Genomic DNA, 22,440 nt, shown 5'->3' with positions numbered 1-22,440 from the left:
CCGACACCGAATCGGATTGAAACCTGCTGACACCTGAAACCTATAGTGAACAGTAGGGATGTTGCACCGGCCAACAGGCACCGAATCGGATTGAAACCTTCCTGGCGATCGCCATGTCGTGGTGTTCGAGGGGGTTGCTCAGGCCACCAGACACCGAATCGGATTGAAACTCCATCAGGCGGCCTCGAACCCGTGCAGGTACGCCAGCTCCGAGAGACGGAAGCCGTCGAACGGCTCGGGGTCGCCAGTGGCGTGCCTCGGAGGTTGTTGGGGGGCCCCCCCCGCCCTCGGGGGCCCGGCGGGGCCCGGCCGCGACGGATGTGAAGTACTCCGACCCTGCCCTCGTCGGACCTGGCGCGATGCCCGCCAGGAGTGCGAAGGCGAGGTCTTGCCTCGATCTGACCACCGAAGGTAATCTCCGTTTGCTGCACTATCAGAACAGTCGAGTGCATTATCTGCACCCATGACCCATGCACCCAGGCACGCTGATAGCTGCATGCTGATAGCTGCGCAGTCTCGTGGCAGTGAGGGCTCGCGATGCACAACAGCTACGACGTCTTAGTCCTCGGCTCGGGCGCCGCCGGGCTGACCGCCGCGCTGTCGGCGGCGGTCGAAGGCGCTCGGGTCGCTCTCTTCGAGAAGGCCGAACTGCTGGGCGGCACGACCGCCCTTTCCGGCGGCACCGTGTGGATCCCCAACAACCAGCCCGCGCGGGACGCCGGCGTCGAGGACTCGAGGGCCCGTGGCCTGGAGTACCTGGCGAGCCTCTCCTACGGGATGATCCTTCCGGAGCTCGTCGAGGCGCTGGTCGACGGCGGCCCCGAGTACGTCGACTTCATCCACGAGCACACCGACCTGCGCTTCCAGCTCGTCGAGGGCTACCCGGATTACCACCCCGAACGGCCCGGCGGCCTGCCGCGCGGCGGGCGCTCGATCGAGGTCGGCCTCGTCGGCCTGGCCGAGCTCGGCGAGTGGGCGGCCCGGATCGCCGGTCTCCCGAACCGGCTGCTCATCCGGGAGACGCCACTCGGTGGCGGTACCGGCGTGCTCCCGGCGGACGTGCTCGCCGACCGCACGCTGGCCGGCTCCGAAGGACTCGGGCGGGGCCTCGTCGCCGGGCTGCTCAAGGCATGCCTGCGCGTCGGCGTCGAGATCTCCACCGGCTCCCGGGGCCTGCGGCTGCTGACCGACGACGGCACCATCACCGGGGTCGAGATCGAGACCCCCGCCGGCGTCGCCGCGGTGTCGGCCGGCGCCGTCGTGCTGGCCACCGGCGGCTTCGAGTACGACGCCGCCCTCGTGCGCGACTTCCTGCGGGGCCCGCTGACCAGGCCGCTCGGCGCGCCGACCAACACCGGCGACGGCCTGCGGATGGCGATGCGCGTCGGCGCCCAGCTGGGCAACATGCGCGAGGCGTGGTGGGCCCCGGCGGTGAGCTTCCCCGGGGTGCGCCGCGACGGCGGGGACAACGGCCTGCTGGCGTCGCGTGACCGCGCGCTGCCCGGGTCGGTCATGGTCAACGGGTACGGGCGCCGCTTCGCGAACGAGGCCGCGAACTACAACGCCTTCGGCGGCGCCTTCCACCAGCTGGACGCGTCCCGCTTCGAGTACCCGAACCTGCCGAGCTTCATGATCTTCGACCAGTCGGTGGTCGACCGGTTCGGGGTGCTGGGCGCCGGCCCTGGCACGCCGGCGCCGGACTGGGTGACCCGCGCGGACACCCTCGGGGAGCTGGCGGTGGCCCTCGACCTTCCCGGCGAGCAGGTCGAGGCCACCGTCGCCGCCTTCAACGAGCACGCCAGGGCCGGGGCCGACCCCGACTTCGGCCGCGGGGAAAGCGCGTTCGACCGGTTCCCCGGTGGCCGGATGCTCGACCCGGACTCGCCCGCCTCGACGCTCGGCCCGGTCGAGACCGCGCCCTTCTACGGGGTGCGCGTCGAGTCGTCGCTGCTTGGGACGAAGGGCGGCCCCAGGACCGACCAGACAGGACGCGTCCTGGACGTCGACGGGGACGTGATCCCCGGGCTTTACGCCGCCGGCAACGTCATGGCCAGCCCCACCGGCATGGTCTACGGCGGCGCCGGGGCAACCCTCGCGGTCGCCGGGGTGTGGGGGATGAGCGCCGGGCGCGCCGCTGTGCGCGACCGCGCTGTTATTTCAGGTGTCGCTACCGACTCTGTCGGCGACAGGTGACCAAGGCCGCACTTGCCTCAGGTGTGACAGGGAGACGACGGATGACACAAACGGTTGACCAGGCGTCGCGGGAGCTCACCGATCGGGAAGCGGAGCCGATTTTCGCCAGTTGGGTCACTGGCCTGGCGGCGGCCGTGCAGAGCGGCTCGGAGACCGCGCTCGCCGAGCTCTTCACCGAGGAGGCGTCGTGGCGAGACTTCATGGCCTTCCTCTGGGACTTCCACCACACAGTGGGGCGTGACGAGACGGTCCCGCGGTTCCTGGAGCTCGCGAAGACCTGGCAGGCCGCCGACTTCGCGGTGAGCCAGGAGCAGGCACCCGTGGTGACCGACGGCGCGATCAACGCCTTCGTCGACTTCACCACCAAGGACCGCCACAACCGCGGCTACGTGATGCTCGTCGCGGACGGCGAGGGCTACCGGGCCCAGATCCTGCAGACGCAGGTAATCGGCCTGCAGGACCACCCGGAGCTGGTCCGCGACCGCCGTCGGGAGGGGAAGGTCTACGGCGTCGTGCCGGGCCGGACCCGCTGGACGGATGACCGGGAGAAGGAAGCCTCCTTCGCCGACGCCGACCCGACGGTGCTGGTCCTCGGCGCCGGCCACAACGGCCTGTCCATCGCCGCGCGCCTCGGCGCCCTCGACGTCTCGACGCTGGTCATCGACAAGGAGGCCAGGGTCGGCGACCAGTGGCGCAAGCGCTACGCGTCGCTCGCGCTGCACAGCACGGTGTTCGGCGACCACCTGCCGTACATGCCGTTGCCGCCGAACTGGCCGGCGCACACGCCGAAGGACAAGTTCGCGGACTGGCTCGAGTCGTACGCGAAGCTGATGGACATCAACATCTGGCACTCGACGACCTTCCTCAGCGGTCACTACGACGACGAGACGCAGCGCTGGACGATCCAGATCCGGCGCGAGGACGGCACGATCCAGGAGCTGCACCCGCGCCACTTCGTGGTGGCCGGCGGCATGTTCGGCGCGCCGAAGATCCCGCCGATCAAGGGGCTCGAGGACTTCGAGGGCATCTGGTCGCACTCCGACGAGTTCCAGAACGGTGGCGACTTCGCCGGCAAGAAGACCCTGGTCATCGGGGCCGGCGTCAGCGGGCACGAGCTCGCGCACGACCTCTTCGAGCACGGCGCCGACGTCACGCTGCTGCAGCGCAGCGCGACCTACGTCGTCACCTACGAGTCGTACCACCGGTTCTGGTCGACGCTGTTCACCGAGTACATGCCGTACACCCCGGACTTCGCCGACCAGATGACCTACTGCCTGCCCAACCAGCGGGTGGACGAGCTGAACAAGCGACTGGTCAAGGAAGCGGCCGAGGCGGACCGCCCGCTGCTCGACCAGCTGGAGGCCCAGGGCTTCAAGCTGGAGTGGGGCCCCGACGGCACCGGCATCATCGGCGCGCACATGTCCGGCCGGGACGCCTACCAGATCAACATCGGCGCCTCCGAGCTGATCGCCGACGGCCGGGTCCACCTCAAGCAGGGCGTCGAGGTGGCCGAGATCCAGGGCAAGAGGGTCATCTACACCGACGGCACGACCCTTGACGACGTCGAGCTCATCGTCTTCGCGACCGGCTACCACCAGTTCTGGGGGCACCTGCAGCCCGTGCTGGGCAAGGCAGCCGAGAAGATCGACAAGGCGTACGGCCGGGCCGCCGACGGCGAGTACGCCAACACCTGGCGCCGCTCCGCGCAGCCGGGCCTCTGGTTCGGCACCGGCTTCATCCGGATGGCCCGCTTCTACTCCCGCTTCATGGCCCTGCTCATCAAGGCCATCGAGGAGGGCGTCGAGCCGGTCGACCCGGAGAAGCCGACCGCTGGGTGACCGGACTGGCTGACCGGGACCAGGCCCGGGCTCGCGCCGCCGTCCCCGCGGCGCGGGCCCGTGGCCACCCTTCGTGGTCGGTCGGGCTGGCGGCGCACCCCGTCGCGAGCCCGGTCCGGCTCCTGGAATCGAGCGAGGATGCGCGGTGCCTGAAGACGACGCAAGAGGCTCACAAGGTCCCGCCATCGACGTGAACGCGCGGGTGGAGCCAGGAACGTTGGCGATCCTCGACCGGCTGGCCCGCTGGGACCTGACGTCGATCGACACGATCCGCGCCTCCTACGCGAAGGTCGCCGCGCCGCTGACCCCGCCGAACCCGCTGGTGACCAGGACCGACGAGACGATCGCCGGCGTCGACGGCCGGCCCGGCGTCCGGGTCCGCTGGTACCGGCCTGCCGGCGCCGACCCCGGTGTGGCGTTGCCCTGCCTGCTCTGGCTGCACGGTGGCGCCTACATCATGGGCAACCTCGACGAGAACGACAGCCGCTTCGACCTGATGGTCATCGAGCTCGGGTGCGCGGTCGTGTCGGTCGACTGGCGGCTCGCGCCCGAGCACCCGTACCCGGAAGGGCTGGACGACGCCGACACGGTCTGGAGCCGACTGGTCGAGGACCCGGCGGCGTTCGGCGTCGACCCCGCGCGCCTGGTCATCGGGGGCGCCAGCGCGGGTGCCGGCGTCGCCGCGGCCCTCTGCCTGCGGCTGCGGGACACCGGCCGCGCACAGCCGATCCTGCAACTGCTCGTCTACCCCATGTTCGACGACCGCGAGGTGACGCCGTCGATCCGCGCGATCGAGGACCCGGGCCACTGGGGCCTGTGGCACCTGCGCGCGAACCGGCTCTGCTGGCAGGCCTACCTGAGCGGCCTGGCGGGGGAGGACGTCCCGGCGACCGCGGCCCCGGCCCGCGCGACCGACCTGTCCGGCCTCGCGCCGGCCTACCTGGGCGTCGGCGACGTCGACGCCTTCCTCGACGAGAACCTCGCCTACGCCGCCCGGCTTTCCCGGGACGGCGTCCCCGTCGAGCTGCACGTCTACCCCGGAGTCATTCACGGCGGTTTCGTGGCCGTCCCGCGCACCCCCCGCACCGCCCAGCTCCTGCGCGACGTGTACGCCGCCCTGGCCACGGCCTTCGCCCCGGGCCAGGCCTGACCTGCCGCCGGCTCCCCATCACCCGGCTCCCGGCCGTCGGCCTCCGGCCATGGCGCCGTGGTCCGGCGGGCGCCGTGTCGAGTCACGTCCGGTGGACTGACGGTCGGGTTATTCGACTTCGCGCAGGAGGCGTTCCACGCTGGTCAGGCGGCCGGTCAGGTCCGCGAGCTGCTTGCCGATGTCCGTCAGTTTCTCCGAGGTCTGGTACTGGGCGTCGGTCGCGTCGTTGGCGAGGGTGCGGTAGCTGGACTCCTTGCTGAGGGCGACCTTGGCGCGGGACCGGGCCACCAGAAACCAGGCCAGCAGTCCGACGAACAACAGCGAGATAATCATCGAGCCGAACGTCCACACCATTCCGTCGATCGACCAGGAATGTGCGTCCGAGGCGGCGTCCGCCCACGTCGTGTTCATGTCAGTCTCCGTTCTCGCGTGATTCGGCGGAGCGCCGTTCAGGCGCTCCGTCCGCGTCGGTGGTCAGGGGCGCGGCGGCCGCCGCGAGAATCTCGGGCGTGACGGTCAGCGCGAAGGGCGCGACCTCGTAGAACTTCATGGCCTTGCCGTCCTCGGACACCTCGATATGCGGCGAGACGAGGCCGACGGCCTCCAGCCGGCGCAGATGGACCTGCAGGAGGGGACGGCTCATCCCCAGGTCCCGGGCGAGCTGGCTGACATAGGCGCGCCCACCGACCAACGCCGCGATCGTCCGGAGGCGGTGAGGGTTGGCAAGTGCCGCGAAGACCCGAACCAGCTCGTCTCCGGTGATCTCAGTCTGTCCCACAACACCTCCTTGGCACCAGCAAGAAAAAGTTTGCATGTGCCAGAGGTAGATGTCAAACGTCGCCAGGCGAAGCCGTGGCCAGCAGGTCTGACCCGGGCGCGGCTACGGCCTCAGGCTGGCAAGGGCGGGATCAGGCCGAGGTGGGCCATGTCGGTCAGGCACTTGCCGAGGAAATCCCTGGTCAGACCGGGTACGCCGGGGCCGACCGGAAGGGTGCTGACCGCCGCCTGGAACCGCTCGGTGCCGGGCATCGGGTCGACCGGGCGGGGCGTGCGCAGCGAGGCCAGGACGGACAGGGACGAGTGCTGACGCCGCGCCTCCGGCAGCGCCTTCAGCTTGGTCTCGAAGCGGTCGAGCCAGACGCCGTAGTCGGGCACCCGTTCGACGGGGTAGCCCGCTTCCACGATCCAGTCGACGAAGGTGTCGAGCGAGATCCCGTCGTCCGCATGGTGATTCATGACGTGGTAGCAGCGGAGGCCGTCGTTCGGCTGGGCGCCGATTCCCGCGATCGCCGCGGCGACGAAATCCACCGGGAGGCCGTCGTAGTGCGCCGGGGCCGTCGCTGCGGACCGGTAGAACGAGGCCGGCGCGAGCCCGGTCAGTACGACGCTCGTGAGCAGCCGGGTGAAGACGTCGGGCACGTTGATCTGCCCCCGGTACCGCTGGTGCGCGAGCATCATGTCGCCGCGGAAGATGTTCACCGGCAGCCCGAACTCGCGGTGCGTATGCAGCAGCACCTGCTCCGCCGCCCATTTGCTGACGCCGTAGCCCATCCGGAACCGGTCGAGGTCGATCTCGTCGAGCAGTGGCGCGGTCTCATCGGGTGCCGAGTCCGCGTCGGCTGAGGGGTCCTGTTGGTCGGAGGGGTCCTGGTCGATCAGATGGGTGGTCGCGGCGGACGAGACGAAGTCGAAACGCTTCTGCCGCCGCGTCAGCGCCAGCCGGACCAGTTCCGCCGTCCCGGCGACGTTCGGTCCGAACAGGTCCTGGTACGGCAGGACGTGGTTGACCAGCGCGCCCGGATGGACGATCCGGTCCACGTCGCGCGCCAGGCGGTCGAACTCCTGCTCGGTCAGCCCCAGCCACGGCTGCGCGACATCGCCGACGACGACCTCCAGCCGGCCGTCGCTCAGCTCGGCGAACCGCCGCCGCAGGTCGGGATCGGTGTCGAACACCGCGGTGAGACGACGCCTGGCCGCGGCCTCGTCGGTCGCGCGCACCAGGCAGACGAGCGTCCCGCCGGTCGCCGCGAGGCGTTCGAGCCAGTCGAGACACAGGAAGCGGCCGAGGAAACCGGTGGCCCCGGTGAGCAGCACGCAGGTGGACACCGCGGGCGGCGGTTCGACCGGCGCGTTCGCGAGCGTGCCGGCCGGGAGGAAGGCGGCGAGACCCAGGTCGGCGGCCCGCAGGCGGCGGGCACCCGGGCCGTGCACGCGCTCGAAGGTCGCGAGCCGGGTGACGGACTGGTCGAGAGTGGACTCGATCAGGGCAGCCCAGGTCCGTGGGCTGCCCGCGGGGCTGAGGATCGCGCTGACCGGCACGGTGACGCCGAAGATGTCCGCCAGCATCGCGGCGAACGTCGCCGCACCGAGTGAGTCACCGCCGAGGTCCACGAAGCCGAGCGCGGCGGCCGGGTCGAGGTCGGTGACCCCCAGCGCCACCTCGAGCGCTCGGGCCACCCTGTCCAGGACGCTGGTGGCGCCGTCGAGGTTCCGGAGCGCGACGAGGTCCTCGGTCTGCCGGCGTTCGAGCTCCGTGTACAGCTCTTCGAGCCGCGCGCGGTATCTGGCCTCCAACGCGGGGCGCATGCGCTTGTGCACGCTGGAGAGCAGCCCGTTCTCGTGGGTGAAGGGCTCGTGTTCGACGATGAAGTCACGAGGAACCTCGAACGTCCGCAGGTCCTCCTTCGCTGCCACAGTGCGCAGCTCGGCCCGGATCAGGTCGCGCACCGCCGCCTCGGTGGCGCCGTCGCCGAGGCGGTCGCGCACCACGTCGGCGTTGGGAACGACGACGGCGAGCACGTGGGAACGCGACGAGCTGCCGTAGACGAAGATCTGGTCGATGACCGCGCTGCCGTTCTCGAACGTCGTGGCCAGCGCGCCGACGGCGACGAACTCGCTCTGGGAGAGCTTCAGGACGTCGTTGCGACGCCCGATCCATTCGATCTGGTCCGGGCCGCGTTCCTCCACGATGTCGCCGGTGCACAGGAAGCCGTCGGCGTCGAACAGGGCGGCCGTCGCCTCCGGCCGTTTGAAGTAGCCGGGAGTGGCCCGCTCGCTCCTGACGCAGAACTCGCCCCGTGGATAGGGCTTGTCCGTGAGCAGGTAGCCGAGCTCCGGGACCTCGCGCAGCCGGTAGTCGAGGACCGGGGGACGCAGGACGCGGCCCTTGACCGCCATCGTGCCGGCCTCGGTCGAGCCGTAGCCGCCGCCGAGCCGCACCTGGAAGCACTCCTCGGTGAAGCGGCCCACCTCGGGCGTCACCGGCGCGCCCGCCCCACCGATCGTGCAGACCCGGTCGCCGAGGAACTCGGTGCGCATGAGCCGCATCACCTCGGCGCGGGCCGCCTCGACGTCGAGGCCCTCGTCGGCCGTGCGCCGGACGACCTCGCGGACGAAGTGGTGGTGGATCAGTTCGAGGATCCGGGGAAACGCCAGCACCTCGGTCGGGCGGGTGAGCCGGATGTCCTCGAAGACCGTGGACAGGTCGCTGGCCGCGGTGAAGTTCACCCGGCCGCCGCGAGCGAGCGCCGAGTAGACGACGTTGCGGCCCGCCATGTGGTTAAGCGGCGCGAAGGCGAGCCGGATCACCGGGGCCGGCCGCTCCCCGGGATCCCACTGCGCCTTCGTGGTGCGCTCGGTGATGATCACGCCCTTGGGGGTGCCGGTGCTCCCGGACGAATGGACGAGCAGCGTCATCCGGTCGGCGCCCGACTCGGCGGCTGGCAGCGGCTCCCACGCGGGCAGCCCAGCCGCGTCGGCCAGCACCTGGTCGAGGGTGACGAGGCGCGCCGTCGAACCGTTGCTGGCGAGTTCCGCCGCCGCCGCGGCGAGGCGCGCGCGGTCCTCGTCGACCCGGGCGTCGAACCCGAGCGCGAGGACCGTCCGGACCGAGCCGTGCGCCCCGGCCAGCGTCGCCGCCAGCAGGAGGTCGGCCAGCTCGGCGGCCAGGAGGGTCGGCGCGGTGTCGGTGAGGATGTCGCCCAGGTTGGCGGCGGCCAGGGTCGCCTGCAGCGGGACGCTCACCGCGAGCGCGTAGGCGGCGGCCAGGTCGACCGTCACGTAGTCGGTGCTCGTGAAACCGAGGACGCAGACGAAGTCACCCGGATCGACCCGGTAACGCGGGTCGTGCCGCCAGGCCGAGGCCAGGCGTCGGACGCGGTCGTGCAGCGTTCCGTAGGTGATCGTGTCGAAGCCCGCGAGGTAGGACCGCTGGCTGCGTTCCGCCTCGTCCTGGATCACCTCGTAGTTGCGTCGGCCGAGGGCCGGCCGTGACGCGTAGCCGTCGAGGACGGTCGTGATGACCTGCTGGTACGACAGGTCGGGCCGGCGGACCCTCGCGGTGACGTCGGGGTCGGGCCGCAGGGCCTGCAGCTCGGGGTCCGCCACCGTCAGCTCGGCGAGGCGTTCGGCCGGGCTACGCACATCCATCAGAGACATCGCTGTTCTGCTCCCGTCGGCTCGCCGGTTCCTTGAACGTCTGGGGTTCCTCGACTCCGTCGAGGGGTGGGAGGCCGCGTGCACGGGTGTGGTCACCGTTCCGCGGTGCCGTTAATCATACCGCTGCGGTTGATTTCGGACAAGAGGGCCGGTAACCTGCGGTGGTGCCAACCGGCGAGGAGGAGATCGGGTGACGTCGGACCAGAGGCTGGTTCCCGCCGGGCGGGCGCGATGATTAAAATCGTCGCACTCATCAAAAGGCGGCCGGACCTTACTCGTGAGCAGTTCCGCGACTACTACGAGCATCGGCACGCGCCGCTCTTTCACCGGGTAATCCCGGACGAGGTGGCAGCCGCCATCGTGCACTATGTGCAGAACCACGCGGTCACGCTCGGGCGCGGTAGTACGGACACGTTGTATGACTGCGTGACGGAGATCGGTTTTGCCGATCGCGCCCAGCTGGCGGTCTGGAACCGCTGGTATCTTGGCGACGACGGGAAAGTGCTGCGCGACGATGAAGAGAACTTCATGGACAAGGACAAGCGAATCGTGATCGTCGCCGACGTCTGTGACATCGGGATCGTCCGCTGATGCTGGCCGCGACGATGAACCGCGTGGATGCGGACGACCCGCTGGCGGGGCTCCAGGTCGGTGCGCATCCGGAGCCGACGGCTCCCGAGGGCTGGAGCCTCGTGGAGGTCAGGGCGGCGTCGCTCAACCACCACGACATCTGGTCGCTGCGTGGCCACGGCCCCCGGAACGCGCCCCTGCCGCGGGTGCTCGGCTCGGACGTGGCCGGCGTCGACGAGTCCGGCAACGAGGTCCTGATCCACTCGCTGATCAACGACCCCGCCTGGACCGGCGACGAGGTGCTCGACCCCAGGATCTCCATGCTGTCGGACTTCCACGACGGCGGGCTGGCCGAGCGCATCGCCGTGCCGACGCGCAACCTGGTGCCCAAGCCGGCCGGGCTGTCCTTCGAGCACGCGGCCTGCCTGCCGACCGCGTGGCTCACCGCCTATCGCATGCTGTTCGTCCTGGCCGGGGCGACCGAGGGCACGACGGTGCTGATGCAGGGTGCCGGCGGCGGCGTGGCCACCGCGGTGATCATGCTGGGCAAGGCCGCCGGCGTCCGGGTGTGGGTCACGGGCCGGTCCGAGGAGAAGCGCGAGCGGGCCGTCGCGCTCGGCGCGGCGGCGGCGTTCCCGCCCGGCGCGCGGCTCCCGGAGCGGGTCGACGCCGTCATCGAGACCGTCGGCGCGGCCACCTGGGCGCACTCGATGAAGGCCGTGCGAGCGGGCGGCATCATCGTCGTCGCCGGCATGACCTCGGGATCGCACCCGCCTCTCGACATCGAGCGGGTGTACCTGGCCAACCTGCGGATCGTCGGCACCACCATGGGATCTCGCCACGACCTCGAACAGCTCGTGCGGCTGGTCGTCGACCAGGATCTTCGGCCGCCGATCCACGAGGTCATCCCGCTCGCAGAGACCCGGGCCGGTTTCCAGGCCATGCTCGCCGGCGACGTCTTCGGCAAGCTCGTGGCCCGGCCCTAGCCTGGCCCCGCTGGCCGCCGGCCAGCCTCGGAGGCACCTTCGGGCCAAGAACGAACGGCGAATGGTCCGGCGCGGCTGGCCTCGGGCCCGGCGGGGATGGCGGCGTGCCTGCCAGACTGGTCGTATGACGAGGTCGGCGACGCCCGCCAACCGGGGCAGTGGGCGCCCTACCAGCGCGGAGGCGGCGCGCCTCGAACGGGATATCAAGGAAGCGGCCCTGCGCCTGTTCCTGGCCCGCGGCTATGAGGGCACCTCGGTGGAGGACGTCGCCGTGTCCGCGGGTACGACGAAGCAGTCGTTGTACGCACGGTTTCGCGGCAAGGAAGAGCTTTTCTCCGCCGTTCTCAACTGGGCGATCGAGCGCCCGGACTGGCCCAGCCCGCAAACAGCGGAGGACGTGCCCACGAGCGACCTGGAGACCGCGTTGCAGGCGGTCGCGGAGAACGTCGTCCGCCGGGTGCTCGATCCCGAGATGGTGGCGCTTTCGCGGTTGGTGATCGCGCAGGCTGACCGGTTCCCCGAGATCGCCCACAAGGCGTACCGCATCTGGCCGCGGCAGAAAGCCGTCGCCAGCCTGCTGCGTGAGCACGCCGCCGCCGGGACGATCCGCGCGGACGATCCAGACCTGCTCGCGGAACACTTTCTCGGAATGGTCGCGGTCACGCCGGCGCGGATGGCGTCGTACGGCATCGTGCATGACCGCGAGACGCAGAACCGCCGCACGCGGGAGGCCGTCCAGCTGTTCCTGCGGGCGCTGCGAACAGACTGATCGGCCTGCCCTCGCGCAGCGCCGCGCGAGGGCAGACCGAACAGATCAGGCCGCCGGCAGCGCGGTCGTGACCGCAAAGCCGGCGATGTACTCCGGGACCGGGCGGTAGTAGCGGTAGGTGACCTCGTACCGCCCGGCCGCGGCGAGCGCGGCATGGGCGGCGAGCCAGGTGCGGATCTCGTGGGCGCCGCCGCCGTGCGCGCCGATCTCGTCGTTGGTCCAGCCGTCGAGCTCGGACAGCTTGCCCGCGCCGAGCAGGTCGAGGACGGTCTCGTCCCAGTCCGGCGCCAGCGGCAGCCGCGCGCTCGTGCCCGCCGCCAGCGCCTTGCCCTCGGCGATGGCGCCCACGTGCTTGCGCTCCGCCTCCTCGGCGGTGAGGGGCCGACCGGAGACGAGACGCTCGGCCACCGGCGGGGGAGCGGTGTCCAGCTGCGGCACCGGCGGGTCGTGCGAGAGGCCGCCGGACCCGAGGAAGAGCACGCGCTCGTCACGTCCGGCGAAGAACTGCCCGATCGCCGCGCCAAGCGCCCGGGAGCGCGACAGCGGCCCGAGCGGCGGTGCGGCGGCGTTGAGGAAGATCGGGATCACCGGCCGCGCGTCCAGGGCGCCGAACAGCTCGCGCAGCGGCTGCGCCGTGCCGTGGTCGACCTGCATCTGGTGCGAGACCGCCAGGTCGACCCCCGCGTCGAGGACGGCGGCGGCCAGCTCGCGCGCGAGCGCGGTCGGCACCGCCAGATCGCCGGCCAGGCTGTTGTAGTCGCCGATCGCGGTGGCGGCGACGCCGAGGCAGAACGGCGGCAGCGTTCGATAGAAGAAGCCGTTGAAATGATCCGGGACGAACACGACGACGACGTCCGGATCGACGGTCGCGGCGAAGTCCCGCGCGACGCCGAGCGCCCCGCGGACGGACGCCTCCAGCTCGTCGCTCTGTGTCGTGATGTCAAGCAGTGGACTGTGCGACATGCAGCAGAGCGCCAGCGGCATCGACTTCTCCGTTCTCCTCGACGTCGCCCCAGGCATGGCGCATCTTCGCGAAGATGGTGACCAGCGCCCGCGTCTCCTCGACGGTGAGCCCGAGCTGCGCGTACAGCTCGGAGCTCAGTCGCCGGATGGCCGTGCGGGTGCGGGCCCGCCCGGTGCGGGTGATCTGGGCCAGCGTGACGCGGCGGTCGGAGGGGTGCGCCCTCCGCTCCAGGTAGCCCTGCTTCTCCAGCTTGTCGACCAGGTTCGTGACGCTCGCCTGGTGCAGCTGCAGCGCCTGCGCCAGGTAGGACAGCGGCACCGCGTCCTCGTTGAAGTAGAGGACGACCAGCACCTCGTAGCGGGCGAACGTCAGCTCGACCGAGGAGAGGATCTGGTCGGCGCGCTGGGTGAGCAGCTGGTGGACCCGCAGGAGGGAGGTCACCGCCGTCATGCCGTCGGCGGTGTCCTCCCACCCTTTGCCCACCCAGAGGTCGTAGGCCGCCTGGATGGGGTCGCGGTTCCAGCGCTTGGGCATCGAAATCAGGCTAGCGCGGTGTCAGGCTCGCCGGATCAGACCGTGGCCGGCTGCTTGAAGCCGAGGACGTCGGCCAGGGTGCCGCCGACGATCGCCTTGCGCTCGGCGTCCGGGACGCCCTTGAACTGGTCGGCGATGAGTTCCTGGCTGCGCCGGAACGTGCCCTCCGCGTGCGGATAGTCGCTGCCCCAGATCAGGGAGCTGACGCCGGTGACGTGGCGGGCGGCGACGGCGGCCGGGTCGTCAGAGAACGACACGTGGAACTGGCGCTGGACGTACTCGCTCGGCATCAGCGGGTAGGGCCACTTCTCGTTCAGCAGGAAGATCCGGGACATCGTGCTCTGGCCCTCGACGGTCGCCGGGGCGTCGTCGTCCCAGGAGCCGATCCACCAGTCCTGGTCCTGGCCGATGCCGGTCGTCCACGCCTTGTCCATGGCGCCGACCAGCGAGCTCAGCCAGTGCGCGTTGAACTCGATGAGGCTGAAGTGCAGCTCGGGGAAGCGCTCGGGCACGCCGGCGCCGATCAGGTCGCAGATCACCTTCTGCGGCACGAGCGTCGACAGGACGGACTGGGTGTAGAGCCGCTCGGCGGCGGACTTCGCGGTGACCGGCTGGTTCACCTGCCGCGCGTTCTCCTTGACGACCCGCATCGTCGAGGACGACGGGTTCTTCATCTTCACGCCACCGGTCTGGGTGTGGAAGAAGATCTGCGCGCCGCCGTCCCTGGCGGCGTTCCAGACCCGGTCCAGCTCGGGGTCCCAGTACGTGGTCGGCGGGATGCCCGGCAGCAGCAGCGTCTTGAAGCCCGCGCTCGTGACCCGCTCGATCTCGGCGACCGCGTCGTCGATGTCGGTCAGCGGGATCGGGCAGGTCGGGGCGATCCGGTCCCGGTACGGCAGGAACCGCTCGATGAGGTACCCGTTGTAGACCCGGGCGTGCGCGATCGAGAGCTCGTGGTCGTCGGAGTACAGCCCGAAGATCGACAGGTTCGGGTGCATGACGCAGGCGTCGACGCCGTCGGAGTCGAGGTCCTCGATGATGTGCTCCGGGTCGCCCTCGGGCGTGCGGCCGGAGGTCTGCCGGTAGCGGGAGATCGTCCAGCCGTCGAAGCCGGGCGTGTGCAGGCGCCGGAAGACCCGGGCGCCGCCCTCGACCAGCGGCTCGACCTCGAAGTCCTCTTCCCACACCGCACGCTCGCGCAGGTGCTCCGGCATGCGGGTCTTGAAGAGGTCGATCGGCTCCAGGATGTGCCCATCGGCCGAGACGACGAAGTCCTTGGACATTCACACCACCCCATCGGGTCGGGCTGTACCGACCGGTCGAATCCTGTCTACGCCCGCCCGATAGGCGGAGTCAAGACTGTTGGCCTTCAAAGTAATTTGGGGACGCGGCCGCGTGCGAGCCCCTGGCGCGTTCCCGCAGGTCAACGGCGAGGGGTCGTCGTGATCATCCTCGCGATGACGTTGCGCTGGATCTCGCTGGTGCCCTCGCCGATCTCCAGGACCTTGGCGTCGGCGTAGAACCGGGAGATCGCGGACTCGCGCACGTAGCCGTAGCCGCCGTGGATCTGCACGCTCGCGCTGGCCGCACGGTTGGCGAGCTCGGAGGTGTAGAGCTTCGCCATCGCCGCCTCCTTGCTGAACGGCCGGCCCTGGTCACCGAGCCACGCGGCGCGGTAGACGAGCGCGCGGCCGGCCTCGATCTCGGTGGCCATGTCGGCGAGCTTGTGCCCGATCGCCTGGAACCGGCTGAGCTTGGAGCCGAACTGCTCGCGCTCGTTCGCGTGGCGCAGCGCCAGGTCGAGCGCGGTCTGCGCCAGCGAGAGGCCGAGCGCCGCCACGCTGATCCGTCCGCCGTCGAGCACCTCCAGGAACTGGCGCAGACCGTTGCCCTCCTCGCCGATCAGGTGGTCGTCGGGGATCCAGCAGTCGCGGAAGACCAGCTCGCGGGTGTCCATCGCGTGCCAGCCGAGCTTGCGCAGCGCGTTGCCCTTTTCGTAGCCCGCGGTGCCGTCCGGGATGAAGAACGTGCCGTAGCGCTTCTTGCCGTCGTCCGAGACGCCGGTGACCGCGAGGATCGTGACGCCGAGGCTGATCGGCGTCCCCGCGTTGGTGATGAACATCTTGGTGCCGTTGATCAGCCAGCCGCCGTTGTCCCGGCGAGCCTGGGTCCGGATGGACGCGGCGTCGGAGCCGGCGGTCGGCTCGGTCAGGCCGAAGGCGCCGAGCTTGCGGCCGGTCGCGAGCGGCTCCAGCCAACGCTTCTTCTGCTCGGGCGTGCCGAACGCGGCCAGCGGCAGCGAGGCGATCGTCGAGTGGGCGTTCCAGGCGGCCGCGATCGACTGGTCGGCCCCGCCGATGGCCTCCATCGCGGCCACGTAGTTGACGTAGCCGGCGTTGGTGCCGCCGTACTCCTCGTCGATCAGCATGCCCATGACGCCGAGATCGGCCAGCTTGCCGAACAGCTCGGCCGGGAAGTACTCGCGCTCGCTCCAGTCGGCCGCGTACGGCTCGATCTCCTTGGCCGCGAACTCTCGGCACACGCGTTGCAGGGCGAGCGTCTCCTCGGGGAGATCGAAGTCCATGGTCGCCTTCCCGCAGCTGCAAAGGGTTGTGTTTTGGAACGAGCGGTACAAGAATGGCGCGTTGTCGCTCGATGTCAAGCGGTCACCCCAAGCGGGCCCGCACCTGGCCCCTGGCCACTGGGCCCGCTCTTGGCCAAAGGCCACACAGGCCGGAAGGAAGGCAGCAGGCGGTGACGTCCATCGACGTGGAAGAGGCCGGTCTCGACCCGGCGACGCTGGGTGAGCTCTACCGGCGGATGCGGCTGATCCGACGCTTCGAGGAACGCGCGTCGGTGCTTTACCGCGACAGCCAGATCCCTGGCTTCCTGCACCTGTCGATCGGCCAGGAGGCCTCGGCCGTCGGGGCGTGCTGGCCCCTGGACGACCGGGACGTGATCACCTCCACCCACCGCGGCCACGGGCACTGCATCGCCAAGGGCCTCGACGTCACCGAGATGTTCGCCGAGCTGATGGGGCGCGAGACCGGTACGAACCGCGGCCGCGGCGGCTCGATGCACATCGCCGACCCGCGCCGGGGCATCTTCGGCGCGAACGGCATCGTCGCCGCCGGGTTGCCGATCGCGGCCGGCGCGGCCACCGCGGCCCAGCTGCGCGCGTCGGGCGGGGTGGTCGTCGCGTTCTTCGGGGACGGCGCGGTCGGCCAGGGCATGTTCCACGAGGCGGTCAACCTCGCCTCGGTCTGGGACCTGCCGGTCATCTTCCTGTGCGAGAACAACCACTACGCCGAGTTCTCGCCGGCCGCCGACCAGAGCCGCTCGTCGCTTGCGGACCGGGCACAGGGCTACGGCATCCGGTACGCGCACGTCGACGGCAACGACGTCGTCGCCGTGGCGCAGGCCATGTCCCGGCATGTGCGGGACATGCGCCTCGGCGCTCGGCCGCTGCTCTTCGAGGCCGAGACCTACCGGTGGCACGGCCACTACGAGGGCGACCCCGAGGCCTACCGGGACGTCGCCGAGGTCGACACCTGGAAGGCCCGCGACCCGCTGGTGGTCCTCGCGCGCCGGATGGCGCCGACGCAGGTCGCGGCGATCGACCGGGAGATCGACGAGCAGATCGAAAAGGCAGTCGCGGCGGCCTCCGAGGCACCCGAGCCGGAGCCGGAGACGCTGCACCACTTCGTCTCCAGCCCGCGGGAGGCCGTGGCCGAGCCACCTGCGCCGACGGGCGAGATCTTCCGGACGATGGACGCGGTGCACGAGGCGCTCGACTACGAGCTCGGCCACGACCCGGACGTCTTCGTCGCGGGCATCGACGTCGGGGCCGGTGGCAACGTCTTCGGCCTCACCCGCAAGCTCGCCGCGCGGTACCCGGGCCGGGTGCGGGACACGCCGATCTCGGAGAGCGCGGTCATCGGCACGGCGGTCGGGGCGGCGATGGCCGGGATGCGGCCGGTGGTCGAGGTCATGTACCTCGACTTCATCGGCGTCTGCCTCGACCAGATCATGAACCAGGCCGCGAAGCTGCGCTTCATGAGCGGCGGGGCGGTCAGCCTGCCGCTGGTGATCCGGACCCAGTTCGGGGCCGGGCGCTCGTCCGGCAGCCAGCACTCGCAAAGCCTGGAGGCCCTGCTCGCGCACATCCCCGGGCTCACCGTCGTCATGCCGTCGACGCCGGCGGAGACCTACGGACTCCTGCGCGCCGCGATCCGTGACCCCAACCCGGTGATCTTCATCGAGAACCGCCTGCTCTACGGTCGCAAGGGGCCGCGGCCCGAGCCGGACGCGCTGGTGCCGCTCGGCAAGGCCGCCATCCGCCGGCCGGGGACGGACGTCACGCTGGTGTCCTACTCGCGGATGGTGAACGACTGCCTGACGGCCGCCGAGCAGCTGGCCGCCGAGGGGATCAGCGTCGAGGTCATCGACCTGCGGACGATCGCGCCGCTCGACTACGAGACGGTGCTCGCCTCGCTGGCCAGGACGAACCGGCTCGTCATCGCGCACGAGGCGGTGACGCCGTTCGGGGTGGGGGCGGAGCTCGCCGCGGCCGCGGTGCGCGAGGGCTTCTGGACGCTCGACGCCCCCGTGATCCGGGTCGGGGCCGAGGCGACGCCGGCGCCCTACGCGCCGTCGCTCGAACGCGCCTGGCTGCCGAGCGTCGAACGGATCGCCGCGGCGGTGCGCGAGTCAGCCGGCGCCTAGCCCCACGCGGACCCGGCCCGGTCTCCGGGCCCGCGATCGGTCTCCGGGCCCTCGCCGGGTCCGCGGACCCGGGACGCGGGCCACGACAGGGGCCCGCGTCTGGTCCGACGGCGCGCGGCCGCGACGACCAGGACCACCACCCCGCCGGCTGACCGGGGCGCCAGCCGGCCGGATGAGACAGACCCCGCCCCCCGACCCGAGCACGACCGAAGCGGAGCAGCCAGATGACGGACCTGAGCACGGTCAACTTCTTCCGCGACCCGCAGGTCGCGGTCGACCCCTGGGCGTACTTCAACTTTTTGCTGTCCGACCGCCCGATCTGGCTGGAGCCGAACTACGGCGTCGCGATGGTCTCCGGCTGGGAGGAGGCGCTGACCGTCTTCCGCGACCCGGACACGTTCTCGTCCTGCAACCTGATCGCCGGGCCGCGGCCGGCCTTCCCCGTCCCGATCAAGGGCGTCGGCGACGACATCTCCGAGCTGATCGAGGCGCACCGCGACGCGCTGCCGCAGAGCGACCAGCTGGTCACCTTCGACCCGCCGAAGCACACGTTCCACCGCGCGCTGCTGATGGGCCTGATCACGCCGAAGCGGCTCAAGGAGAACGAGGAGTTCATGTGGCGGCTGGCCGACCGCCAGCTCGACGTGATCCTCGCGAAGGGCAGCTGCGAGTTCATCAACGACTTCGCCCAGCCCTACACGCTGCTCGTCATCGCCGACCTGCTCGGGGTGCCCGAGGAGGACCACCCGCAGCTGCTGGAGGCGACCGGGATCGGTGACATGCCCGGCAACGTCAGCGGCGCCAACGCCGGGCACCACACCCTGGACCCGATCTACGACTACTTCATCGAGCGGATCGGCGCGCGGCGGACCGAGCCCCAGGGTGACGTCCTGACCGGCATGGCGGAGGCGACGTTCCCCGACGGGAGCACCCCCGACCTGCTCGACGTGGCCCGGATCGGCGCCAACATGTTCGCCGCCGGCCAGGAGACCACCGTGCGCCTGCTCGGCGCCTGCCTGCGGCTGCTCGGCGACAGCCCGGAGCTGCAGCAGCAGCTGCGCGACAACCGCGACCTCATCCCGCGCTTCATCGAGGAGGCGCTGCGCCTGGAGGGGCCGATCAAGAGCGCCTTCCGGCTGGTGCGCAAGACGACCAGCGTGGGTGGCGTCGACCTGCCCGCCGGGACCGTCGTCCTGCTGATGCACACCGCGACCGGCCGGGACGGGCGCCAGTTCGAGAACCCGGACGAGCTCCAGATCCAGCGCCCGAACGCGCGCCGGCACCTGGCCTTCGGGCACGGCGCGCACACCTGCCCAGGCGCGCCGCTGGCCCGCTCCGAGGTCCGCATCGTGCTGGAGCGGCTCTTCGACCGCACCTCGGCGATCACGATCTCCGAAGAGGCCCACGGGCCGGCCGACGCGCGTCGCTACCAGTACATGCCGACGTACCTGTTCCACGGCCTGATGAACCTGCATGTGGAGCTGACCCCCACTGCCTGACGCCGACGAGGCCCCTCGGGAGGGACCAACGTGGCTCGTGCCATAACGATCGACCGTGACCTGTGCATGGGTTCCGGCCAGTGCCTCATCTACGCGTCGAACACCTTCGACCTGGACGACGACGCGATCGCGACCGTCGTCGACCCCGACGGTGACTCCGACGCGGAGCTGACCAGCGCGGTGACCGGCTGCCCGACGCAGGCCATCTCGGTCGCCCGTGACTGACGCCGTCCTCATCGAGACGCGGGGACGCGTCGCGGTGATCACACTGAACCGGCCCGAGGCGCGCAACGCCGTCAACCATGACGTCGCCGCCGCCCTGGAGTCGGCGATCGACACCCTGGAGAACGACCCCGACCTGTGGGTCGGCGTGCTGTGCGCCAACTCCGCGGGGCAGGTCCGGCCGGTGTTCTGCGCCGGCGCGGACCTCAAGGCGATCGAGTCGGGCCAGCTCGACACCCTGTTCACCGAGCGGGGCGGCTTCGCGGGCTTCACGTTCCGCGAGCGGGCCAAGCCGGTCGTCGTCGCGGTCGACGGGCTGGCCACCGCCGGCGGCCTGGAGATCGTCCTGGCCGCCGACGTGGTGGTGGCGAGCACGCGGTCCGCCTTCGGGCTCGCGGAGGTCACGCGCAACCTGATCGCCTCCTCCGGCGGCCTGTTCCGGCTTCCCAGGGCGGTCGGCCAGGCCGTGGCGATGGACGCGATCCTGACCGGCGAGCCGATCGACGCCCAGCGGGCGTTCGCCCTCGGCCTGGTCAGCCGGCTGGTCGAGCCCGGCGCCTCGCTCGACGAGGCGCTGCGGGTGGCCGAGCGGATCGCCGCAGCCGCGCCGCTGGCCGTGCGGGCCAGCCGGCGGGTCGTGCGGGCCGCCGCGACGGCCGACGACGAGACGCTGCGGGCTATGTCGGACCGGGAGTTCGACGCCCTGCTCGGCTCGGCAGACACCAAGGAAGGCCTCGCCGCGTTCATCGAGAAGCGGCTTCCCCGATGGAGCGCGCAATGACGGACCGCATCGAGATTCCCGAGACCTTCCCCAACCCGGGGGACGTTCGCGGCAAGCGCGTGGTGCTGACCGGCGCCGGCCGCGGCCTGGGCGAGCTGCTCGCGCACGCGTTCTCGCGCGCCGGCGCCAGCGTCGCCCTCGTCGCGCGGACCGAGCGAGACCTCAAGACGGTCGCGGCCGCCCTGCCCGGCCCGGTCCTGCAGTTCAGCGGTGACGTGCGCGACGCCGACTTCAACGAGGCGGTGGCCGACGGCACGGTGGCCGCCTGGGGCGGGGTCGACGTGTGGATCTGCAACGCCGGCATCTCGCCGGTCGTCGCGGGCCCGCTGAAGACCGACCCGCAGGTCTGGCGGGACGTCCTGGAGGTCAACCTCACCGGGGCCTTCCTCGGCGCCCGGGCGGCCGCCCGGGTGATGGGCAAGAACGGTGGAAGCCTGATCTTCACCGGGTCCGTGCTGGGGGAGCGGCCCGCTCGCGGCCTCGCGGCCTACAGCGCGTCCAAGGCCGGTCTGGTCGGCATGGCCAAGGCTCTGGCCCTGGACCTCGCCAACGGCGGGATCACGGTGAACGTCGTGGCGCCGGGCTGGTTCGACTCGCCGCTGGCCGCCGGCTGGAAGTCCAACGAGAAGCTGGAACAGGCTGTCCTCGGCCACACGGCGCTGGAGCGATGGGGACGGCCCGGCGACCTCGTCGGCACCTACCTGTTCCTGGCCTCGGCCGCCGCCGAGTTCGTCACGGGCTCCGTCTTCAACGTCGACGGCGGCTACCTACTCAAGTGAACCTTTTCCATTGCCGTTCATGGAGAAGGCTGTCCGCAGCAAAGGCTGTGCCTAGCAGGTAGGCGCATAAATGGAAAAGGTTCAGTGAGGGCCTTATGACCGAGCAGCGACGCGTGGTTGTGATCCTCGGCGCGGGTGGCACCCTCGGCGGTGCCCTCGTCCGCAAGCTGGCGAGCGAACCCGACACCGACCTCGTGCTGTCCGACGTCAACGACGCGGCGGTGAAGGCCGCGGCCGAGAGCGTGGCGGGCGCCGGGGCGGCCGTGGAGACCGCGCTGGCCGACGTCGGCGAGCTGGAGCAGGTCGAGGCGGTCGTGCGCCACGCCGTGGAGCGGTTCGGCCGGCTCGACGTGCTCATCAGCAACGCCGGTGTGCTCGCGCAGAACGGGCGCATCCACAACCTGACGACCGCGGACTGGGACCGCTCGTTCCGGATCAACGTGATGGGCGCGGTCAACGCGGTCCACGCGGCGGTCGGCCCGATGCGCAAGCAGGGCAGCGGGTCGATCATCCTGACCGCCTCGGTCGCCGGCATGACGGCGTGGAGCCACTCCGGGCCGTACTGCGTCACCAAGGCCGGGGTGATCCAGCTGGCCAAGGTGGCCGCGGTCGAGTACGCCCGCGACGGCATCCGGGTCAACGCGGTCTGCCCCGGCACCTTCCTGTCGGGGATGCACAAGGAGCTGTCGGAGGCGGCGGTCGACGCCATCGCGTCGAAGCACCCGCTGGGGCTCGGCTCGGCCGACGACCTGGTCGGCGCCTACTCCTACCTGGCCAGCGACGCCTCCCGCTGGACGACGGGGACGGCGATCGTGGTCGACGGTGGCTACGCGGCGCCGTAGCCCCGCTTCTTCGGGCCAGGCTGGGCCGGGGCGGCCGCGGGGGGGGGCGCCCCCGGCCCCCCCCCCCCCCCCCCCGCGGCAGCATTCTGTGGCGTGCCGCCGAGTCACTTACCATTCGGCGAAACGAAGTTGGTCATTAGGAACTTGCGGG

At 71.0% G+C, this 22,440-nt stretch carries 19 protein-coding genes; 12 read left to right on the top strand and 7 right to left on the bottom strand.

The features are described from left to right. Nucleotides 1-537: 537 nt before the first annotated feature. From I6A60_RS05915 to I6A60_RS05905, 3 genes are all read left to right on the top strand, one after another. Nucleotides 538-2,193 carry an FAD-dependent oxidoreductase gene (locus tag I6A60_RS05915; RefSeq protein ID WP_203019929.1) on the top strand — a complete coding sequence of 552 codons (1,656 nt, stop codon included), beginning with the start codon at nt 538-540 and terminating at the stop codon, nt 2,191-2,193. Between the two features lie 41 nt (nt 2,194-2,234). After that, nucleotides 2,235-4,031: an NAD(P)/FAD-dependent oxidoreductase gene (locus tag I6A60_RS05910; RefSeq protein ID WP_203019937.1), complete on the top strand. Its 1,797-nt coding sequence runs from the start codon at nt 2,235-2,237 to the stop codon at nt 4,029-4,031. Between the two features lie 145 nt (nt 4,032-4,176). Continuing rightward, nucleotides 4,177-5,181, top strand: coding sequence for an alpha/beta hydrolase (locus tag I6A60_RS05905; RefSeq protein WP_203019939.1), 1,005 nt, complete (start codon nt 4,177-4,179; stop codon nt 5,179-5,181). Between the two features lie 108 nt (nt 5,182-5,289). On the opposite strand, the gene I6A60_RS05900 is transcribed toward I6A60_RS05905, so the two are convergent. The 3 genes from I6A60_RS05900 to car all read right to left on the bottom strand — a co-directional run bounded on the left by I6A60_RS05900 (nt 5,290) and on the right by car (nt 9,609). Continuing rightward, nucleotides 5,290-5,592 carry a hypothetical protein gene (locus I6A60_RS05900; RefSeq protein ID WP_203019941.1) on the bottom strand — a complete coding sequence of 101 codons (303 nt, stop codon included), beginning with the start codon at nt 5,590-5,592 and terminating at the stop codon, nt 5,290-5,292. Nucleotide 5,593: 1 nt separating this feature from the next. Continuing rightward, nucleotides 5,594-5,959: an ArsR family transcriptional regulator gene (locus tag I6A60_RS05895; RefSeq protein ID WP_203055571.1), complete on the bottom strand. Its 366-nt coding sequence runs from the start codon at nt 5,957-5,959 to the stop codon at nt 5,594-5,596. A 110-nt stretch (nt 5,960-6,069) separates the two neighbouring features. Further along, entirely contained in the window at nt 6,070-9,609 is a 3,540-nt protein-coding gene (car, locus tag I6A60_RS05890) for a carboxylic acid reductase (protein ID WP_238434855.1), read from the bottom strand. A gap of 240 nt (nt 9,610-9,849) precedes the next feature. Here car and I6A60_RS05885 point away from each other — a divergent pair, with 240 nt between their 5' ends. The 3 genes from I6A60_RS05885 to I6A60_RS05875 all read left to right on the top strand — a co-directional run bounded on the left by I6A60_RS05885 (nt 9,850) and on the right by I6A60_RS05875 (nt 11,943). After that, a complete protein-coding gene (locus I6A60_RS05885) occupies nt 9,850-10,209 on the top strand; it encodes an EthD domain-containing protein (RefSeq protein ID WP_203019965.1) in 360 nt (119 codons plus the stop codon). Next, a complete protein-coding gene (locus I6A60_RS05880; protein ID WP_203019967.1) occupies nt 10,209-11,174 on the top strand; it encodes a zinc-binding dehydrogenase in 966 nt (321 codons plus the stop codon). The genes I6A60_RS05885 and I6A60_RS05880 overlap by 1 nt, the downstream gene beginning before the upstream one ends. Before the next feature lie 124 nt (nt 11,175-11,298). Further along, nucleotides 11,299-11,943 (top strand): TetR/AcrR family transcriptional regulator, encoded by a 645-nt coding sequence (locus I6A60_RS05875; RefSeq protein WP_203019969.1) that lies wholly within the window; start codon nt 11,299-11,301, stop codon nt 11,941-11,943. Nucleotides 11,944-11,988: 45 nt separating this feature from the next. Here the strand turns inward: I6A60_RS05875 and I6A60_RS05870 are convergent, their stop codons facing one another. From I6A60_RS05870 to I6A60_RS05855, 4 genes are all read right to left on the bottom strand, one after another. Further along, complete coding sequence (locus I6A60_RS05870; RefSeq protein WP_203019971.1) at nt 11,989-12,927, bottom strand: 3-carboxyethylcatechol 2,3-dioxygenase; 939 nt, start codon at nt 12,925-12,927, stop codon at nt 11,989-11,991. Then, complete coding sequence (locus I6A60_RS05865) at nt 12,884-13,441, bottom strand: MarR family winged helix-turn-helix transcriptional regulator (RefSeq protein ID WP_203019975.1); 558 nt, start codon at nt 13,439-13,441, stop codon at nt 12,884-12,886. Before I6A60_RS05865 ends, I6A60_RS05870 begins: the two co-directional genes overlap by 44 nt. Before the next feature lie 35 nt (nt 13,442-13,476). Next, nucleotides 13,477-14,724 (bottom strand): amidohydrolase family protein, encoded by a 1,248-nt coding sequence (locus I6A60_RS05860; RefSeq protein ID WP_203019986.1) that lies wholly within the window; start codon nt 14,722-14,724, stop codon nt 13,477-13,479. A gap of 140 nt (nt 14,725-14,864) precedes the next feature. Beyond that, nucleotides 14,865-16,025, bottom strand: a complete 1,161-nt coding sequence (locus I6A60_RS05855) for an acyl-CoA dehydrogenase family protein (protein WP_203019988.1) — start codon at nt 16,023-16,025, stop codon at nt 14,865-14,867. A gap of 236 nt (nt 16,026-16,261) precedes the next feature. On the opposite strand from I6A60_RS05855, the gene I6A60_RS05850 reads away from it, so the two are divergent. From I6A60_RS05850 to I6A60_RS05825, 6 genes are all read left to right on the top strand, one after another. Next, a complete protein-coding gene (locus I6A60_RS05850; RefSeq protein ID WP_238434870.1) occupies nt 16,262-18,166 on the top strand; it encodes a dehydrogenase E1 component subunit alpha/beta in 1,905 nt (634 codons plus the stop codon). Between the two features lie 224 nt (nt 18,167-18,390). After that, a complete protein-coding gene (locus tag I6A60_RS05845; RefSeq protein ID WP_203019992.1) occupies nt 18,391-19,665 on the top strand; it encodes a cytochrome P450 in 1,275 nt (424 codons plus the stop codon). 30 nt (nt 19,666-19,695) lie between these two features. Next, nucleotides 19,696-19,890, top strand: a complete 195-nt coding sequence (locus tag I6A60_RS05840; RefSeq protein ID WP_203019994.1) for a ferredoxin — start codon at nt 19,696-19,698, stop codon at nt 19,888-19,890. Continuing rightward, entirely contained in the window at nt 19,883-20,668 is a 786-nt protein-coding gene (locus tag I6A60_RS05835) for an enoyl-CoA hydratase-related protein (protein WP_203019996.1), read from the top strand. Before I6A60_RS05840 ends, I6A60_RS05835 begins: the two co-directional genes overlap by 8 nt. Beyond that, nucleotides 20,665-21,447, top strand: coding sequence for an SDR family NAD(P)-dependent oxidoreductase (locus tag I6A60_RS05830; RefSeq protein WP_013426437.1), 783 nt, complete (start codon nt 20,665-20,667; stop codon nt 21,445-21,447). The genes I6A60_RS05835 and I6A60_RS05830 overlap by 4 nt, the downstream gene beginning before the upstream one ends. A gap of 95 nt (nt 21,448-21,542) precedes the next feature. Further along, nucleotides 21,543-22,289 (top strand): SDR family NAD(P)-dependent oxidoreductase, encoded by a 747-nt coding sequence (locus I6A60_RS05825; protein WP_203019998.1) that lies wholly within the window; start codon nt 21,543-21,545, stop codon nt 22,287-22,289. Nucleotides 22,290-22,440 lie beyond the last annotated feature (151 nt).

The organism is Frankia sp. AgB1.9, from assembly GCF_016786355.1.
Classification (GTDB): Bacteria; Actinomycetota; Actinomycetes; order Frankiales; family Frankiaceae; genus Pseudofrankia.
The sequence above is the reverse complement of the archived record's forward strand: the minus strand, read 5'-3'. Positions and strand labels throughout refer to the sequence as shown.

Excerpts from the sequence above, each read along its gene's own strand:
- I6A60_RS05850 (WP_238434870.1), top strand. The coding sequence starts at position 16,262 with ATGCGGCTGATCCGACGCTTCGAGGAACGCGCGTCGGTGCTTTACCGC.
- I6A60_RS05910 (WP_203019937.1), top strand. The coding sequence starts at position 2,235 with ATGACACAAACGGTTGACCAGGCGTCGCGGGAGCTCACCGATCGGGAA.
- I6A60_RS05885 (WP_203019965.1), top strand. The coding sequence starts at position 9,850 with ATGATTAAAATCGTCGCACTCATCAAAAGGCGGCCGGACCTTACTCGT.
- I6A60_RS05875 (WP_203019969.1), top strand. The coding sequence starts at position 11,299 with ATGACGAGGTCGGCGACGCCCGCCAACCGGGGCAGTGGGCGCCCTACC.
- I6A60_RS05870 (WP_203019971.1), bottom strand. The coding sequence starts at position 12,927 with ATGCCGCTGGCGCTCTGCTGCATGTCGCACAGTCCACTGCTTGACATC.
- I6A60_RS05865 (WP_203019975.1), bottom strand. The coding sequence starts at position 13,441 with ATGCCCAAGCGCTGGAACCGCGACCCCATCCAGGCGGCCTACGACCTC.
- I6A60_RS05855 (WP_203019988.1), bottom strand. The coding sequence starts at position 16,025 with ATGGACTTCGATCTCCCCGAGGAGACGCTCGCCCTGCAACGCGTGTGC.
- car (WP_238434855.1), bottom strand. The coding sequence starts at position 9,609 with ATGGATGTGCGTAGCCCGGCCGAACGCCTCGCCGAGCTGACGGTGGCG.
- I6A60_RS05880 (WP_203019967.1), top strand. The coding sequence starts at position 10,209 with ATGCTGGCCGCGACGATGAACCGCGTGGATGCGGACGACCCGCTGGCG.
- I6A60_RS05900 (WP_203019941.1), bottom strand. The coding sequence starts at position 5,592 with ATGAACACGACGTGGGCGGACGCCGCCTCGGACGCACATTCCTGGTCG.
- I6A60_RS05915 (WP_203019929.1), top strand. The coding sequence starts at position 538 with ATGCACAACAGCTACGACGTCTTAGTCCTCGGCTCGGGCGCCGCCGGG.
- I6A60_RS05830 (WP_013426437.1), top strand. The coding sequence starts at position 20,665 with ATGACGGACCGCATCGAGATTCCCGAGACCTTCCCCAACCCGGGGGAC.
- I6A60_RS05825 (WP_203019998.1), top strand. The coding sequence starts at position 21,543 with ATGACCGAGCAGCGACGCGTGGTTGTGATCCTCGGCGCGGGTGGCACC.
- I6A60_RS05845 (WP_203019992.1), top strand. The coding sequence starts at position 18,391 with ATGACGGACCTGAGCACGGTCAACTTCTTCCGCGACCCGCAGGTCGCG.
- I6A60_RS05860 (WP_203019986.1), bottom strand. The coding sequence starts at position 14,724 with ATGTCCAAGGACTTCGTCGTCTCGGCCGATGGGCACATCCTGGAGCCG.